General features: G+C 57.8%; 12 protein-coding genes and 2 pseudogenes. 11 read left to right on the top strand and 3 right to left on the bottom strand.

Annotated elements, in window-relative coordinates:
• Window positions 1-9: 9 nt before the first annotated feature.
• Window positions 10-1,260: an MFS transporter gene (locus ACP7CZ_RS11380; protein ID WP_236455097.1), complete on the bottom strand. Its 1,251-nt coding sequence runs from the start codon at window positions 1,258-1,260 to the stop codon at window positions 10-12.
• 101 nt (window positions 1,261-1,361) lie between these two features.
• Here ACP7CZ_RS11380 and ACP7CZ_RS11375 point away from each other — a divergent pair, with 101 nt between their 5' ends.
• Together ACP7CZ_RS11375 and ACP7CZ_RS11370 are read left to right on the top strand one after the other, a co-directional pair.
• Entirely contained in the window at window positions 1,362-2,330 is a 969-nt protein-coding gene (locus ACP7CZ_RS11375) for an AraC family transcriptional regulator (protein ID WP_089042626.1), read from the top strand.
• Between the two features lie 220 nt (window positions 2,331-2,550).
• Window positions 2,551-2,778 carry a hypothetical protein gene (locus tag ACP7CZ_RS11370; RefSeq protein WP_054895720.1) on the top strand — a complete coding sequence of 76 codons (228 nt, stop codon included), beginning with the start codon at window positions 2,551-2,553 and terminating at the stop codon, window positions 2,776-2,778.
• Window positions 2,779-2,907: 129 nt separating this feature from the next.
• Here the strand turns inward: ACP7CZ_RS11370 and ACP7CZ_RS11365 are convergent, their stop codons facing one another.
• Both ACP7CZ_RS11365 and ACP7CZ_RS11360 read right to left on the bottom strand, forming a co-directional pair.
• Window positions 2,908-4,230, bottom strand: coding sequence for a hypothetical protein (locus tag ACP7CZ_RS11365; RefSeq protein WP_054895721.1), 1,323 nt, complete (start codon window positions 4,228-4,230; stop codon window positions 2,908-2,910).
• A gap of 51 nt (window positions 4,231-4,281) precedes the next feature.
• Window positions 4,282-4,893: pseudogene (locus ACP7CZ_RS11360) on the bottom strand (type VI secretion IcmF C-terminal domain-containing protein); the annotation flags it as partial.
• 638 nt (window positions 4,894-5,531) lie between these two features.
• Between ACP7CZ_RS11360 and tssA the strand changes: the two are divergent.
• The 9 genes and pseudogenes from tssA to ACP7CZ_RS11315 all read left to right on the top strand — a co-directional run.
• On the top strand, window positions 5,532-7,097 hold the full coding sequence (gene tssA / locus ACP7CZ_RS11355) for a type VI secretion system protein TssA (protein WP_294204518.1): 1,566 nt from the start codon (window positions 5,532-5,534) through the stop codon (window positions 7,095-7,097).
• A gap of 33 nt (window positions 7,098-7,130) precedes the next feature.
• The gene (tssB, locus tag ACP7CZ_RS11350) at window positions 7,131-7,637 is read left to right on the top strand and encodes a type VI secretion system contractile sheath small subunit (protein ID WP_105226457.1); all 507 of its coding nucleotides are present in this window, start codon (window positions 7,131-7,133) and stop codon (window positions 7,635-7,637) included.
• Window positions 7,638-7,662: 25 nt separating this feature from the next.
• Window positions 7,663-9,138: a type VI secretion system contractile sheath large subunit gene (gene tssC / locus ACP7CZ_RS11345; protein WP_236455106.1), complete on the top strand. Its 1,476-nt coding sequence runs from the start codon at window positions 7,663-7,665 to the stop codon at window positions 9,136-9,138.
• Between the two features lie 10 nt (window positions 9,139-9,148).
• Window positions 9,149-9,556, top strand: coding sequence for a type VI secretion system baseplate subunit TssE (tssE, locus tag ACP7CZ_RS11340; protein WP_105226455.1), 408 nt, complete (start codon window positions 9,149-9,151; stop codon window positions 9,554-9,556).
• 10 nt (window positions 9,557-9,566) lie between these two features.
• On the top strand, window positions 9,567-10,676 hold the full coding sequence (locus ACP7CZ_RS11335; RefSeq protein ID WP_233098221.1) for a PAAR domain-containing protein: 1,110 nt from the start codon (window positions 9,567-9,569) through the stop codon (window positions 10,674-10,676).
• Window positions 10,677-11,061: 385 nt separating this feature from the next.
• A complete protein-coding gene (gene tssF, locus ACP7CZ_RS11330) occupies window positions 11,062-12,849 on the top strand; it encodes a type VI secretion system baseplate subunit TssF (protein WP_294204525.1) in 1,788 nt (595 codons plus the stop codon).
• The gene (tssG, locus tag ACP7CZ_RS11325; protein ID WP_236455108.1) at window positions 12,813-13,841 is read left to right on the top strand and encodes a type VI secretion system baseplate subunit TssG; all 1,029 of its coding nucleotides are present in this window, start codon (window positions 12,813-12,815) and stop codon (window positions 13,839-13,841) included. The genes tssF and tssG overlap by 37 nt, the downstream gene beginning before the upstream one ends.
• Complete coding sequence (gene tssH / locus ACP7CZ_RS11320; RefSeq protein WP_294204526.1) at window positions 13,828-16,428, top strand: type VI secretion system ATPase TssH; 2,601 nt, start codon at window positions 13,828-13,830, stop codon at window positions 16,426-16,428. The genes tssG and tssH overlap by 14 nt, the downstream gene beginning before the upstream one ends.
• Window positions 16,429-16,447: 19 nt before the next feature.
• Window positions 16,448-17,935 (top strand): annotated as a pseudogene (locus ACP7CZ_RS11315) (sigma-54 interaction domain-containing protein); the annotation flags it as partial.
• Window positions 17,936-17,972: the final 37 nt, after the last annotated feature.

Here is a 17,972-nt window from a genome sequence, read left to right as displayed (position 1 = left end):
AAAACCGAATCAAAGGTGCAATGCGGGCGTGGACTCGCGAACGCCATGGACAGAAGGGACCCGGACACGCAGCGCAATCAGCAACGCAGCCAGCAGCATCAGCACCGCTGCCGCTATGAATACGCCCGCGCTGCCACCGAGGCTGAACACTGCACCGCCAGCGGCGGCGCCCGTGGCGATGGCGGACTGCACAGATGCCACCACCATGCCCCCGGCGCTTTCCGCCTGATCAGGTACCGCGCTGGCGACCCAGTTCGACCACGCTACCGGCACACCGCCGAAGGCCAAGCCCCATATTGCCAGCAGTACTGCCTGCACCGGCAACGAGGGTGGCAACAGCACCAACGCCAATGCTGCAACCCCGACCAGCGCAGGCATTAACACCAGAGTGGCCAGCGGGTGGTGCTCCAGCAGCCTGCCAGCCAACAGCGTGCCGAAGAAGTTCGCCACACCGAACCCCAGCAACATCAGCGACAGCCCTTGCGGGCCGATGCCGGTAGTGCCTTCCAGGAATGGCCGAACATAGGTGAACATCGCAAAGTGACCGCTATGCACCAGCACACAACCGAACATCCCCATGGCGATGCCCGGGCGCTGCAACACTTCGAAAACGGTGCGCAGACGTGTCGGCCGGCGCGGCGCGAGGTGCGGCAAAGTCAATGACTGAAAAGCCAGGGTCACCATGCCTACCGCCGCCGCTGCAAAGAACGCGCTGCGCCAGCCGTATAGCCCGCCCAGATAACTGCCCAGCGGCACGGCAACGACCGTCCCGATGGCAATCCCGCTGAAAATGATCGACAGCGCCCGAGGCAACAAAGCACTCGGCACCAAGCGCATCGCCACCGCCGCAGCCATGCTCCAGAACCCGCCTAGGGCAATCCCCAGCAAGATGCGCATCAACAACAGCACCGCGAAGCTGGAGGAAACGGCGACCAGAAGATTGGAGGCAACCATCAGCGTTGAAAACCCCAGCAACACCCAACGTCGGTCGATACCGCGGGTCAGGCCTGGCACCAACAAACCGGCGAACAGCGCTATCACTGCTGTCACCGTTACCGCCTGGCCAGCCAGTGCTTCGGACACTCCCAGATCAGTCGCCATCAGTGTTAACAAACTGGCCGGAAGGTACTCAGCGGTCAGTAATCCGAACACCCCCATTGCCAGCGAGAAGACCGCCATCCACGCGGGGGCCGCAGGCTCTGCCTCCGAGAAGGCGCCGGGATGGCGGTTGGATACGGCACTACATATACAGTCAGTCATTGCAGGGATCTCCAGTCTTCATTTCAGGCCGCAGTCTAGGCGCCGGAAACTGGATGATCTATGATCAAAAACCTCTACTTTTTGACTAAAACACCTGAACAATGTCTGCAGAACAGTTTGCTCTTTCCTCGGATCTCATCAACGAGCTGTTGCGCGGTATGCGCCTGCGTGGCGTCGAATACCGGCGTATACAAGCCAGTCCGAGTTTCGGTTTGGGCTTCGCTGAAAAACCTGGGCATGCCTGGTTCCATTTCATGGCGGTCGGCAATGCGGTGCTGCGAATGGCGGACGGCACCACCTACGCGCTGTCTGCCGGCAACGCCGTGTTCATCTCCCATGGCGCCGCCCATCAACTGTCTTCCCATGCGGACGCACCTGTTCAGGACATCGACGGTCTAGACAGCGTCCCCCTCGGTGACACCGTGAGCGCGGTGCACACCGCAACCGATGCCAGCCCAACGCCGAGCACTATTTTGTTCAGTGGTTGCATGGAGTTTGAACTGGGCAGTATCCATGGCCTTGGCAAACTGATGCCGGGCCTGATGTTGATTGATGCCAGCGGCCAGCGCTACCCTGGACTGGTGCCTATCCTGACCACCATGGAACGCGAGGTCAGCGCCGCACGTGTGGGCTTCGCCGGTATCCTCGCGCGGTTGGCCGACGTGGTGGCCGCCATGGTCGTTCGCGGCTGGGTGGAGTGCGCTTGCGGTAATGCCTCTGGCCTGGTCGCCGCCTTGCGCGATCCACGCTTGGCCGGTGCGCTGCTAGCGCTCCATCAACAACCGGGCCGCGACTGGACCGTTGCCCAGTTGGCAGAGCAATGCAATACCTCACGCTCAGCCTTCGCGGATCGCTTCCAGGTGACGATTGGCATGACGCCGCTGCGCTATGTCACCGAACTACGAATGCGGCTTGCAAGCCAGTGGCTGACCCTGGAAAGGCTGCCGATTGAAGAGGTAGCACAGCGCTTGGGCTATACATCCCAGGCCGCTTTCAGTCGCGCATTCAAACGCATTACGGGCAAGACACCGGGGTTAAGTCGCAAGGTGAGGCAGCCCATTGTTACTTGACGCTGAGCGCACGTAGTCGACGATCTGTGCCTCTGAATCATTTAACGCCCGTTACGTCGAGTAATGGGTCACGGCAGTGCAACACCGGCTAAAGGACTGTCAAGTATGACAGTAGACGCCTGCGACGACTCACCTGAGAATGAACGCCACGCGGCAAGAATCCCAGCCTCTGATCCTGGGCCTGCACGTTTGCCGCCAGCACTCGATGAGAGGCTCAGTCATGGAGATCACTGAATGCCGCGCCGCAGACAACGTCATCTTGACATTAAAGCAGCCGATGAACGCGCGACGCACACGCCTGCTGTGCGGGTATCTGCGCCAGATCAATCCGCCGGCCGAGTATTTGATCCTGGTCGAGGAATGGACGGCGCAAGCCCATTACGTGCAGTTCAACCAGATTACAAGGTGCGCGCGCATGACCAAAAAACTGCGGCCACGCCTTGCCTGAGCTTTCCCTCATGAAGGTACGTTCACCCGCCATCAGCGTAACGCTGGCGATCGGTTTGTTCACCACCATGGGGGGGGCAGGCAGAACGCGGCCTCATTGAGCAGCCCCAGATGGAGCACCCTGCCCCCTTTACGAGCGCAGCGCCTCACCAATTTCTTCAATAGCAAAACCAACGTCATGCCCCGCACGAATCAACTCCGCGAACCGCAGCATCACTGAAGAGCCGACATCGTGGGACAGCGCCAAGGTCATCAGTTCGCGTATCGGTTCATCAAGCGCTGCTTCGACGCTGGGAGAACACGCCTGCCCTGTGAGCCAGGCAACAAGGGACGAGACCCTATGGCCAGGGGTATCTTCATCAACACCCAAAATCTCGCCTAACACCATTCCCAGTGTGCCTGCAGGATGTTGTTCCGGGCGGCTCCAAGTCTTGAGCTCAATTGACTCTCGCTGCACCTTTTCCAAGTTCCGCCGAATCTTTCCAGGAATGGTCGCCGCCGCTTTGGGGCGATTGTAGTACTCGCGGTTAGCTAAACTTGCGGCATCCCTGACAACCTTCCAGGCCACCGACCAAAGCTGTGAAACACTGTAGGTATGCAAAGCTGCGCGCATAGTACTTTTGATTTCTGCCAGCTCTTGTTCCGACAGATCATGGTTATAGAGTTCGCACTGAGCGCCCAGATAGCGCATGACATCGGCGACTGCGTAATCAAGCCACAGGTTGAACAGCCCGTCAGCATCGGTATACACCCTATCCGACAGGTTACGAATGACCTCGTCCGCACGCCTTGATGCGACATCTGGCGCCAAACGATAGACAACCTGGTCCCTCAACACCCAAATCTCATCGCCCTCCCAATAGTAGGTGCCCGGGCTTGCTTTACTGGGGTCATCAAGGACGAGCCCAGCCTCACGCAATTGCAGCATGAAGTCATCGACATATCGAGGCGCCAGCCCTCGACAATCACCCGGTCTGAAGCCGCCATTGGTCAACCTCGGGGTAACAGCCCTGTCCAACGCCAGCAGAAGCACCACCTGATTATCCGGGACCGCTGAGTAGTCCACCGTACGGGTTAACTGCTTGCGTACGTATTCGGCCAACTGCCGTTCAAGCTCTGCGGCTTTGGTCTTTTTAGCCTCAAGCGCAATGGCGTCATGGTCGTTCTGACAAAGCGTACAAAGCTTCGTGGACCGTTGAGGGACCTTTTTGGCCTCTGAGCGATTTTTGATTTCGATCAATTCCGCACACTTGGAGCAGACCTGATTATCATCGAATGCATTGCAACGTTGCCGTACGAAGCTGGCGAGTGTAACGCCTGGGGCCATTTCAATAACGTCCGTCAGAGCACTCACTTTTTCAAGGTACTGCCCTGACTCATCGACAGCCCAGTACCGCTCGATCAACTCAATTTCTTTAGGGTCTTCGGTCAACATTTGCAGCTTGATTGCCATGTAAGCAGTCCTGTTCCGCGTGTGATTATTTCGCACCCAGTCATCGCTGACTTATGGGCGTTCATAGGTGAGAGCTGTTGCGGCGAGCCTCTCGACCTTGTTCGGTTTTTTCTTTATTTGACGTTCTTCCAACAGAGTCCTGGGCAATACAAACCCTTCAAAACTGCGCTGTGTAATCGGGTTATTAGCCTTCTCCGCTCCAATCCGATAACGCATCAACCCATCGGCGACTGAAAAGGTCAGGTCCACACTGGTGTCGGTACGGCCATTTAGGTGCCCGCGACTCAGCAGCCGGAACAACGACCACGGCCCGCGGTAGCTCAGGCTGGCGGTGTTGCCGGTGCTATGCACCAGAGTCAGTTGACTGCCATTGCTGTTGCCCAGGCTGTTGGGCCACACCAGACCGGTGCGCTGTGGCGCGCCGTGCTGGTAGGGGATCAGTTGGCCGTCGACGCTGAGCATGCTGCTCAGGCGAGTGGCACTCAGGGCCAGGGGTTCGATGGTGAGCTGCACGGCCAGATGGCCGCGATGGTTGAAGAAGGTCTCGCGGATGCGCTCGGCCTTTTTCAGTTGCTCCAGCACGTCGCTGCGTACCAGGTAGCCGCCGAGGCTGTCGGAGTACAGGGCATCGAGGTTGTCCTTGAGGAACACGTTCAGGTATTGGATCAGCATGGTTTGGGAGAATAAACTTCACACTTTCTTGCAGCAGTGACACGACGGTCATATAAGCAGCGCGGATCCCCGGCATTTCTTTCCTGACCGTGAGGGTCGACTGCTTGAATTGCTCCAGTGCATGCGCGGAATAGTGCAACGATTTAACCGACTCCATCACCCCTCCTTCACCTGATCAAACCAAAGTAGAAAGAAACAACTGTCGTCCACTTCCTACAAATAGAAAGTTAATGAACACAACACATGATTAAACCGCCCCGCAGGCGCAGAAAATTAACTATTGCCTGCAGTCAGCATGCGCTCAGAACTTCATCACACCATAGCGCAAAAAGACCATGCAACTTGTTCCAAGTTCGCAGTATTACGTGACTTCCCACAAATAAAAGCGAAATCAACGAAGCCACGCAAAGCCCTAGCTAGAGCTGTTTCGGAAAAGACTTACGAAACCAGAGAAAAATCTCACACAAAATTCAAGGATCGGTCCTACTTGCTACTTATATTGCATTCCGGCAAGTATTGTTCTCACATTGAGATGCAAAATTCGCCACGGGCTAGAAACTCACCCAAAGCAAGAAAAATCAGTCAACACGGCTACTTTCTACCGAACCGTTCATCATGGACGATATAATGTGAACCACGCCCATCCGCTCTGTACTCATTACTTGCAGTTAGCCAAGTGCGCTATCTCGTCCGATGACTTTGTGGGAAGTGACCTACGGTATTGTCCAGAGTTTGAAGAACTCGAAAGCGAAGTGGGGCGCGAAGCCACATTTCATGAGACAGCGCAGACAGACTGGAAGCTGGTTCGCGAACGCAGCGAAACATTCCTTGAAACGCAGTCCAAAGACCTGCGCGTCGTAGCATGGCTGGCGTGGAGCCTGTTTCAGTGCGAATCCTATAAAGGCCTGCAAGCTGGCCTCGCCATGCTTCGCTATCTCATCAGCGACCATTGGGACGAGATCCACCCGCAGAAGCCGCGCACGCGGGCAGCGGCCGTCAGTTGGTTGTGCTTGCGCTTGGAGCAAATCCAATTTGAGCAGGTCGCCATCGCCGGGCAGCTTGCGCTTTTTCGCCAATTGATCGACGACCTACACGCCATTGAGGGCTCGCTATCTCATCACTTGGGCGAAGGGGCACCTCTGTTACTTCCGCTATGTCGTCGCCTGGATGAGTTGCTTACACGGGCCAGTCAAGGGCATCCAGAGCCCGGCACCCTGGGTGCCGCGTTCGCCCAGGTGAAGCACGTCGCGGAACAACTGATCACGCCTGGGGCACCGGTGGACAATGAAAAAACCGCCCATAAAACCCTTCGCACGCTTCAGGATCAGACCCGGCCACTGTGCCTGTACTGGCTCAAACAAAAATCCAGCGACATTCGAGCTTTACGCTTGGGCCGAACGCTACTCTGGCTGCCTATCGATACCCTGCCAGAACACAACGCCGAGAAGGTCACGGCACTGCGTGGCGTTCCCATCGACAAGTTGGCCGACTTTCAGGAGCGTTTTGCCCAACGGCAATACGCCGACCTGATGACTGAGCTGGAAGCCTGTACGGCCCGCTCTCCCTTCTGGCTGGATGGGCAACGCTTAACCTGGGAATGCCTTCAGGCCTTGCAGGCAGAACACGCCATGCGTGAAGTGGAAATCCAGCTGGCCCTGTTCCTGCAGCGCGTTCCCGGCTTGGAGGAATTACAGTTTCACGACGGCACCCCGTTCGCCGATCCGCAAACCCGATTGTGGATCCGCGCATCCGTCCTTCCCCACTTGAAAGCCAATGAGCCGCCGCCTGACCTTCACCCCAAAAATGGTGATGACACGACTGCACCGTGGGAGCAAAGCTTGCAGGACGCCCTCCCCACCCTGCAGGCATCAGGCCTGAAAGCTGCCGTTCAGCACTTCAAAAAAGACATGCGCATGGCCGGGAACCGTCGCGAACACTTCCTCTGGCAATTGACGCTCGCCCGCCTGAGCTTCCATGCCAAGAAATACGAACTGGCCAGGGTCCAGCTCAATGCCCTGGACACGTTGCTGCACAACAGCGGCCTGAATGATTGGGAGCCGGACCTCGTACTGGACGTACTCAATCTTTTGCATACCTGCTGCGAGCTGCTGCCGCAGAACCACGAAGTGCGCGAGCACAAAGAAGAAATTCACCGAAGGCTGTGCCACCTCGATGTTGAAGTGGTGCTCGACTAACCCCTCGGATCAACCCCGCGATGGAGAATGGACATGGCCAAAGAAGGCTCAGTTGCCCCCAAGGAACGTATCAACGTCACCTACAAACCTGCAACCGGAGGCGCGCAAGAACAGACCGAACTGCCGCTCAAGCTGATGGTGTTGGGTGACTTCACCCAGCGTCAGGACGAGCGCCGGATTGAGGACCGCAAACCCATCAGCATCGACAAGAACACCTTTGACGATGTGCTCGCCAAACAGGAAATACAACTGACCCTGGCGGTGCCCAACCGGCTTCAAGAGGATGCGGGCGACGACGAATTGGCCGTCCAGCTGAACATCCAGTCGTTGAAGGATTTTCATCCCGACCAACTGGTTGAACAGGTTCCTGAACTCAAGAAATTGATGGAGCTGCGCGATGCCCTGGTCTCGCTGAAAGGCCCCCTGGGCAATGCACCGGCATTCCGCAAAGCCATTGAGAGCGTGTTGGACGACGGCGATAGCCGTGAACGCGTACTCAAAGAATTGGGCCTAGCCGCCCGCCCTACTACGGACGCCTGATCCCCCGACAAGGAAGAGAGTACTCATGAGCACTCAAGCCGCCAAAGCCCAACAACACAGCACCGCCGACGTCGGCATCCTGGATCGCATCATTGCCGAAACCAGGCTGACACCGGATGACGATGCCTACCTGATTGCCAAACGTGGCGTTTCAGCCTTTATCGAAGAACTGTTGAAACCGCAGAACAGTGGCGAGCCAGTCAAGAAAGCCATGGTCGACCGCATGATTGCGCAGATCGATGCGCGGCTCAGCGAACAGATGGATGAGATCCTCCATCACCCGGATTTTCAAGCGGCCGAATCGGCGTGGCGTGGGTTGCGGCTGCTGGTGGATCGCACCGACTTTCGCGAAAACATCAAGTTGGAAATCCTCAGCACGTCAAAACAGGACCTGCTCGACGACTTCGAAGACAGCCCCGAGCTGGTTCAGTCGGGTCTCTACAAGCACATCTACAGCGCGGAGTACGGGCAGTTCGGCGGCGAGCCTGTAGCGGCATTGATTGCCAACTACTATTTCGACCCCAGCGCACCGGATATCAAAACACTGCAGTACGTTTCCGGGGTCGCCTGTATGGCGCACGCGCCATTCATTGCAGCTGCAGGCCCCAAGTTCTTCGGCCTGGAAAGCTTCACCGGCTTGCCGGACATCAAGGACCTGAAAGACCACTTCACCGGCCCGCAATTTGCCAAATGGCAGAGCTTTCGCGAGGAGGAAAATTCTCGCTACACAGGATTGACCGCGCCGCGCTTCCTGCTGCGCCAACCCTACGATATGGAAGGCAACCCCATCAAACGCTTTGGGTATGCGGAAAACGTCGCGCACAGCCACGAGCACTATCTGTGGGGCAACACCGCCTACGCATTTGGTACCCGGTTGACCGACAGCTTTGCCAAGTTTCGCTGGTGTCCGAACATCATTGGCCCGCAAAGCGGCGGCGCCGTGGAAGACCTTCCCCTGCACCACTTCCAGAGCATGGGCGAGATCGAAACCAAGATTCCAACGGAAGTACTGGTCTCTGATCGCCGCGAGTATGAACTGGCTGAAGAGGGTTTCATTGCGCTGACCATGCGCAAGGGTAGCGACAACGCAGCGTTCTTCTCTGCCAACTCGGTTCAGAAACCGAAGAACTTCGGCAACAGCGACGAAGGCAAGGCGGCGGAGCTGAACTACAAGCTCGGCACTCAACTGCCCTACCTGTTCATCATCAACCGCTTGGCGCACTACATCAAAGTGCTGCAGCGCGAACAGCTCGGCTCGTGGAAGGAACGTACGGACCTGGAAACAGAGCTCAACAAGTGGATCCGCCAGTTCGTCGCCGACCAGGAAAACCCCAGCGCCGAAGTGCGCGGCCGCCGCCCTTTGCGCGCTGCCGAGATCAGCGTCAGCGATGTGCAGGGTGAGCCGGGCTGGTATCGGGTCAGCCTGAATGTACGTCCGCACTTCAAGTACATGGGTGCCGACTTCACCCTATCGCTGGTCGGCAAGCTGGACAAGGAATAGGAGCACCACCATGTCGAGATACGGCAGCCTGTTTGAGCGGTTGAACAGCAGCGGAGCGCAGGCTCCCCGCCAGTCCCACGAGGCCGATCTCACGGCCTCGGTGGCCGGGCACCTGGCGAAAATGCTCAGTACCCGCGCAGGAAGCGTGCAAACCCTGCCTGACTACGGGCTGCCGGATCTCAACGACATGCGCCTGAGCCTGCATGACGCATTGAGCCAATCACGTCAGGCAATCGAACGCTTTATCGAACGCTATGAACCGCGGTTGAGCAAGGTTCAGGTGACCTCTTTACCCCGCGACCACCACCATTTGTCGTTGAGCTTTCGCATCTACGGCCTATTGGAGGTTGAAGGCGACAAACGTCCTGTTCAATTTGCTGCGAACCTGGATGGCAGTGGCCAGGTCACCCTACGCTGAGGAACTACTGATGTCTGCAAAACCTGCGGCCCGCAAGGGCGACCCAACCGCCGATGGCGACAGCAATCTGATTGATAGCGGCTCTCCCGATGTTCTGTTCGACGGTCTGCCGGCAGCGCGCGAAGGCGATACGACCGAGTGCGGCAGTGAGCTGTGCGATCAGCTGAGTTTGACAGTGCTGATCAATGGAAAAGCAGCGGTCATGGTGGACAGTGAAGGCAGTGCTGGAAATGTCGTGATGAGTGGGTCCAGGACCGTACTAATCGGAGATTCACCCTCCAAAGAGAATTCACACACGTCGCTGATCAATCTTCTTGCGAGTCCACCTACCCAAAAGCAACACGACAAACTCACCGAATATTTAGACTCCTTAATGTCACCCAAACCATCACCAAAACCTTGCCAGTGTAGCGGCACCGAAGTCACACAAATTTATGGTTACGACAGTATTCCAAGCTATTCAGGAGATATCCCCTCTCCATTCCCCTTGATGCCCTATGTTCCAGAAGCACACGAAGCCTTCAAGATCTACTTTCCCGCTAGCGAAATTCGCAGTTGGGTGCGTTCAGCCGCTGAGTACCACGGCATCCCACACGTTTTATTGGCTGTGATTATTCAACAAGAAAACTGGCCCAAAGCAGGTACTCTTCTGAAGATTGCCCAATTCGTCGAGCGCACCCTGACGACAATCTCTGCGATTACAGATGAGTTGATATTTGACCTATTCCCAGACAGGGTTTCCGCCAGCTCAAGTGGTTTGGCAAACATGAGCAGAGCAACGCTTAGAAATGCCGTGAAATATATAGAATTCAATTACAACAAGCCTCCCATGCCACCTGAAGTTCAGTACCGAATATTTGATTACAACCAAGATACCCGAATCCCTGGTGACGATTGGAAAGCTGATCTCTACTACTGCGCAGCGCACTTGCGAGAGTTGATTGATCGAGTCACTGGGCAGCTATGCCATAACGCAAAGGTCGACAAGGTACAACTTAGGGACATTATTTCCGCCTACAACGGGTCTGGCAAAGATGCAAGAAAATATGGGCGCGACGCTATCGCACTTCTAGAACGAGCAGACAAAGGCACGGACTATCTATATTTTTATGAAAAATAAAATCACAACCAAACGCATTTTTTATGCTTTCACGCTCTATGCAATATCAATGCTCATTACATTCACTAATCTATTCTCAAATACATTCATGCTCTTAACGGACCGAAGCAATTTCATCCCCGCCGAATCATCGATCCTATTTTTTGACCCCTACATCATTGACCAAGGCTCATCCAACAACTGGATATACGGAAAAGACAAAAAAAATTACTACTATTTTTCACACGACGACGACATACCTTACATCTATGTTTCAAAATCGAATACGTGCCCATACTTTGATAAAAATAATTATGAAACTTGGTGTAGCACTGTGAAAGGCCGACCAAATTAATCCCAACTTACAACTTGATTGCCCTACGACTTAGAACGGCAGGAAGTACAGATGTCACTCAACCACCACTACCAAAGTGAACTCACCGCCCTGCGCCAACTCGGCAAACGCTTTGCCGAGCGCAACCCGGCGTTGGCGCCGTTCCTGGCAGAAAGTGGACGTGACCCCGATGTCGAACGGCTACTTGAAGGCGTCGCCTTCCTGACCGGCCGCTTGCGGCAAAAGCTGGATGACGAGCTGCCGGAACTGACGCATTCGCTGATGCATTTGCTGTGGCCCAACTACATGCGCCCGCTGCCCGCGTTCGGCATGCTGCAGTTTGACCCGCTGACCCGCGCTGGCCCCGCGCAGCTAGTGCCGCGCCATACACCAGTGCAGTCCACACCATTGCAGGGAGTGCAATGCCGCTTCCAGACAGCCTTTGACACCGACGTTTTGCCGCTGGCGCTGAGCGGATTGGAGTACACGGTCACCAGTGAAGGCGCAGTGCTGTCGCTGCGGCTGACACTGTGCGCCGACGGTCACTTGGGCGAGTTGAACCTTGAACGCTTACGCCTGCATCTGACGGGTGAACGCTACATCAGCCAACAGCTTTACCTGAGCCTACTGCAACAGTTAGACAGCGTGCAGTTGCGACTGTTGAGCGCGATGGGACAACCGCTCGAAGACAGCAATGGCAATACCTACAACAGCATCCTGCAACGCGAGCACGTAAAACCGGTTGGCTTTGCCGAAAACGAGGCGCTGGTGCCCTACCCGCTCAACACCTTCCGCGGATATCGGCATTTGCAGGAATATTTCACCTTCCCTGAGAAGTTTCTGTTTATCGACCTGGAAGGGCTGGATGTTCTGGCGACACACCCAAAGGACGTGATCGAGCAGGCCCAGGGTCTAGAGCTGCGTTTTACCCTGACTGGCGCCAGCGCCCAGCGGGTGCAGCCTACCGTGGACAACATCCGGTTGTACTGCACACCGATCGTCAACCTGTTCAGCGACGATGCCGCACCAATCCGGCTTGATGGCAAACAGGACCGTTACCGCGTGCTCCCCGGCACGCAGGATCCTCAGCATTTCGGTGTGTTTTCGGTCGACAAAGTGATTGGCTGGAAGCCCGGCAACGCGGGGTACACCGAATACGCGTTGTTTGAGTCCTTCGAGCACGATGCCAGTTTCGATGGTCCGGGGGCCCGGCCTCATTACAGCGTACGCCAGGAGCCGTCGATGGTAGCTGGCCGCCTGGACACCTACCTGAGTTTCGGCCAGCGCGATGCCAGCCAGAGCGAGACGATTTCGGTCGAGTTGACCTGCACTAATCAGAACCTCCCCAGCCAGTTGGGTGACGGCACCATTTGCATGCCGTGTGTGGGCACGCCCTCTTCGCTGAGCTTTCGCAACATTGGCCTGATCACCCCCTGCTATGCCCCACCGCTGCACCGTGACTTCCTCTGGAAGCTGATCAGCAACATGTCGCTCAACTATTTGTCCTTGGCCAACGTCGAGGCCCTCAAGGTCATTCTCGAAACCTACGACTTGCCACGTTACTACGACAAGTACGCCGAGAAGATCAGCCGCCAACTGATGAGCAGCCTGATCGAGATCCGCCACCAGCACACCGATCGTCTCTACCGCGGCCTGCCCATACGTGGCGTGCGTACCCACCTGACCGTTGACACAAGTGGCTACCGCAGCGAGGGGGAACTGTATCTGTTCGCCTCGGTACTTAATGAGTTCTTCGCGCTGTACGCCAGCCTGAACTCCTTCCATCAACTGCACGTACACAGCAAGCAAGGAGAGGACTACGTATGGACGCCACGCATGGGACAACAGCCCCTGCTCTAACGCCCTTGAGCCATGCGATTCGCGAGTACAGCCTGTTCCAGGGTGTACAGCAGGTGCTGACTCAACTCGCCAAAGCGGCCCCGGGCCTGAGCGATGAGGCACTGTACGAGCGCCTGGAATTTCAGGCCAATGCCAGCATGGGTTTCCCCGGCCGGGACATTGATCAGGTGCAGTTTTTTACCGAGAAAGGCGTCACACGTGCCCGGCTGCGGATCAACCTGGTCAGCCTGCTCGGGGCGGGATCGCCGCTGCCATCCTTTTACAGTGAACAGGCGTTGGCCGACAGTGATGGCGGCCGCTGCACCCGTGATTTCCTCAACCTGATCAACCACCGTTTGCAGTGCCTGCTGCTGCCTATCTGGCAGAAGTACCGCTACCACGCCCGGTTCCGCGCCGGCGCACGTGACCCGCTGTCGGAACAGCTGTTTGCCTTGATTGGGCTCGGTGGCCAACGCATCCGCCAAACCTCGGAACTGAACTGGAAACGCCTGCTTCCCTACCTCGGGCTGCTCAGCCTGCGTGCCCATTCCGCCGCGCTCATCGAGTCAGTGCTGCGCTACTACTTCAAGCATGCCGACCTGTTCATCGAGCAGTGCCTGGTGCGACAGGTCGCCATTCCCCTGGATCAACAAAACGCATTGGGAAGAGCCAACCATCAACTGAACGAGACGGCCGTGCTGGGCGAACAGACCGTCGATGGCGGCAGCCGATTCCGCGTGCACATCCGCCAACTGCGCTGGGACCAACTGCACGCCTACCTGCCGATCGGCGACGACTACCGCCCGTTGTGCGCCCTGGTGCGATTCACCTTACGGGACCCCTTGAGCTACGACATTCAGTTGCAGCTGCGCCCCGACGAAATCCACGAACAACGCATTGGCGAAGACAACGAATGCCATCTGGGCTGGACCAGTTGGTTGGGCCATGAACACGCCGACGGCATCGTTTCATTGAATAGCGCACTAGAGGACAACTCCGATGATCAACGTTGATCTGCAGCACCTGGTCCAGGCATTGGATGCCGATTGCAAAGCTGAACTGGAACGCAGTGCCGAGCGCTGCATACGACGCGGAGGCCAGAAAGTTCTTATCGAGGACCTGCTGCTGGGGTTGTTGGAACGCCCGCAAGGCATGCTAGTTCGCGCCCTGCAGGATGCTGCGATAGAGCCCGGTGAGTTGGAGCGGGTGCTGCATGCCACCAGCGGCCAGAGCGAATCCCGCAACCCGGTATTTTCCACCGAACTGGTGCAATGGCTGCAGGATGCGCTGATGCTGGCCACGCTGGAGCTGCGCCAACCCTACATTGGTGAAGCGGCATTGCTGCTGGCCTTATTACACAACCCTCAACGGTATGCCGGCAGCCAATACCAACCGCTCCTGGCGCGGTTGAATGCGACACGTCTTCGCGAATACGCAAAGGCGACGCCCCCCGCTCTGACGCCCGCTGCCTCCGGTACTTCTGTCGCCGCCGACTCCGCTCTGCAACGCTTTACCCACGACCTCACCCAACAAGCAGTTGAGGGCAAGCTGGACCCGGTCTTATGCCGGGATGACGAGATTCGGCAGATGATCGACATCCTCTCGCGCCGCCGCAAGAACAACCCCATCGTGGTCGGCGAAGCCGGCGTGGGCAAGACCGCCATCGTCGAAGGATTGGCGTTGCGCATTGCGGCCAAAGAGGTGCCGGAAGCCCTCAGGCATATGCGCCTGTTAACGCTAGACCTGGGGTTATTGCAGGCCGGGGCAAGTATCAAGGGCGAGTTCGAGCGGCGCCTTCAAGGGGTCATTGAGGAGGTGAATAATGCTACCAAGCCAATCATTCTCTTCATTGACGAAGCCCATACCCTGATCGGCGCTGGCGCCCAGGCCGGTGGCTCAGATGCGGCCAACCTGCTCAAACCTGCGCTCGCACGCGGAGAACTGCGCACCATCGCAGCGACCACCTGGAGTGAGTACAAGAAGTACTTTGAAAAAGACCCCGCCCTGGCACGACGCTTTCAACCCGTTCAGCTACATGAACCCACCGTCCAGCAGGCGGTTACGATTCTGCGTGGGCTTGCGCCGTTCTATGAGCAGAGCCATGGCGTCTACCTGCGCGATGACGCGGTCGTGGCCGCCGCCGAACTGTCAGCACGTTACCTGTCCGGCCGGCAGTTGCCCGATAAGGCGGTCGATGTCCTCGACACGGCCTGCGCCCGCGTACGCATCAGCCTCGCTGCAGCCCCCTCACTGCTTGAGCGCCTACGCAATGAACTGGCCGAAGGTGAACGCCAACGTGAAGCGTTGCAGCGCGACCATGACGCTGGGCTGACAACCGACTCGCACGTACTAGCCGAGTTGCATCAGCAGCTCGATGCTACGGCCACAGAAGTGACGGCCCTGGAAGCAGAATGGGTGACCCAGCGCGAGGCGGCAAAAAAGCTACTGGATCTGCGCCAGCAATGCGCCGCGCTACGTCGCTCCCCCGCCAGTGAAGTGCATTCATCATCGGCGCTGGAAAACCTTGAAGCACAGCTACTCGAAGCGCAGTCGGCACTAGCCACCAGCCAGCACCACAAACGCCTGGTCAGCCACGAGGTTTGCCCGCGCTTGGTGGCCGAGGTCATCAGCCACTGGACCGGCGTGCCCCTCTCCCACCTGGCGCGCGAGCACAACAGCGCCGTCGCCGAATTCGGCCACGCCTTGGGCCAGCGCGTGCTCGGCCAGCCGCAGGCGATCAACGCGCTGGATAGGGCGATGCGGGCCAATGCCGCCGGTCTCAATCGCAGCGACGCACCGGTCGGCGTGTTTCTGCTGGTCGGCCCCAGTGGTGTGGGTAAAACGGAAACCGCGCTGGCAATGGCTGACCTGCTGTATGGCGGCGAGCGTTTCCTCACCACGATCAACATGGCCGAGTTCCAGGAAAAGCACACCGTGTCGCGCCTGATCGGTTCACCACCCGGTTATGTCGGCTATGGCGAGGGTGGCATGCTCACCGAAGCCGTTCGGCAAAAGCCCTATTCGGTGTTGTTGCTGGATGAGGTCGAGAAAGCCGACCCCGAAGTGCTCAACCTGTTTTACCAAATCTTCGACAAGGGCGTAGCCAACGATGGCGAAGGGCGCGAGATCAACTTTCGCAATACCCTGATCCTGATGACCTCCAACCTGGCCAGCGAGCAGATCACCGCCCGATGCGCCAGCGGTCAACCGCCCACCGCGCAAGACCTGGAACAACTGATTCAACCGACCCTGGTTCGGCACTTCAAACCGGCGCTGCTGGCGCGTATGCGTGTTGTGCCGTACTACCCCATCGCGGGCGACGTGCTGCACGCCCTGGTCGTACTGAAACTGAATCGCTTCGGTGAACGCCTGACGTCGCGCAAGCTGCGTTTCAGCTTCAGCGACCACCTGATCGAGCACCTTGCACAGCAATGCACCGATGGAACCAGCGGCGCCCGCCTGATCGACGCCTTGGTTGATCAACACCTGCAACCCCAGATCGTGGACCGTCTACTCGCGGCTATGGCCGGTGGTCAACCGATACAGCAGGTACACGCCAGCGTTGATGCCCAGGGAGCGGTAGCCTGTGAGTTCGCCTGAACCTGCAATCGACCAACTGATGCCCGACACCAAGGCGCTATTGCGCCACCTCGGTGAATTGGCGCAGTTGACGGACTGCGCCCGCCTTCAAGAGGGGTTGGTGACCACAGCGGCGCAGTTGGCCCAATGCCCGCTGAGCTACCTGTTCGTGCTGGATAACACCGGCACCGGGCTGAATCTGGCTGCCGCGTGGTGTGATGGTCAGGTACAAGCCCAGGCTGCCGATAGCCAGCCGCGCAACTACATGAACGAAGCGTTGCTGCAGTACTGCCTGAATCAGCATCAAGCCTTGAACATCCCGTTGCTGAGCAACGGGCTGTATCAGACGGACTTTTTACCTGCCGGTGAGCCGGGCTGGCGCTGCCTGCTGTGCATTCCCTTGCATGATGTTTCACAGGGGCTTCGCGGGTTGCTGTTGGTCGCCGATCGCAACGCCCGTGACCTGAATTCGTCGTCTGCTTCGCTCTGCCATCTAGGGCATTTCGTACTCGTTCAACTGGGGCGGCTGCGCCACCTGCACCCAGCGCCGGCAATGGCGCCGAAACACGCCAGCATTTCTGATCGGCCTGCCAGCAACTACGGCCTACTTGGCAATAGCCCCTGCATGCAGGGTGTTCGTGAGCTGATCAGCAAGGTGCTGGACTATCCGGTCAGCGTATTGGTCACCGGAGAGACGGGCACCGGCAAAGAGCTGGTCGCTCGTGCCATTCATGACAACGGCGCACGGGCCAGCAAGAGTTTTGTTGCACAAAACTGCGCCTCCCTTCCTGAGAACCTGCTGGAAAGTGAACTGTTCGGCTACGTGCGGGGCGCGTTCACTGGCGCCGATAGCCATCGCCCAGGTCTGTTCGATGCGGCCAATGGCGGCACCTTGTTCCTGGATGAAATCGGCGATATGCAACTGGCCTTGCAGGGCAAATTGTTGCGTGTATTGCAGGAGGGAGAAGTACGCCCGCTGGGCAGCAACAAGACCCACAAAGTGGATGTACGCATCATTGCCGCCACCCACCACAACCTGGAAGAGCTGGTGGAAGCCGGGCAATTTCGCCGGGATCTGTTCTATCGGCTGGCCTACTTCCCTATTGAACTGCCGCCACTGCGAGAGCGTGGGGCAGATGTGCGGGCGCTCGCCGAACACTTCACTGCCACGTTCTGCACAACCTTGCAGCGCCCCACCTGTCACTGGTCATCGGAAGCACTGGCCCTGCTCGATAGTGAGAGCTTCCCAGGCAATGTGCGCCAGCTCAGGGCCCAGGTCGAGCGTGCAGTCTTGCTTTGCGACAGTGGCGAACTGCTGCCCTGCCACCTCGATCCACGTTAGGCAAAACAAGAGGTAAAGCCCCCCACCAATCTTCAGCAACGCCTCGACCAGCTCGAACGCGGGCTGCTGCTGGACTGCCTGCGTCGCAATGGGGGCAACCAAAGCCAGTCCGCGCGGGAGTTGCAGGTGTCCCGCCGCACGTTCCTAAACCGGTTGGCGCGCTTGGACATCAAGCCGGCCGAGCAGGACTTCAGGCCGGTACAGAAACCAGCCAAACCCAACT

The sequence above is a fragment of the Pseudomonas sp. DWP2-2 genome (assembly GCF_049897065.1).
In the GTDB taxonomy this organism is placed as follows: domain Bacteria; phylum Pseudomonadota; class Gammaproteobacteria; order Pseudomonadales; family Pseudomonadaceae; genus Aquipseudomonas; species Aquipseudomonas paracarnis.
This window is presented reverse-complemented; position numbering and strand designations above follow the sequence as displayed.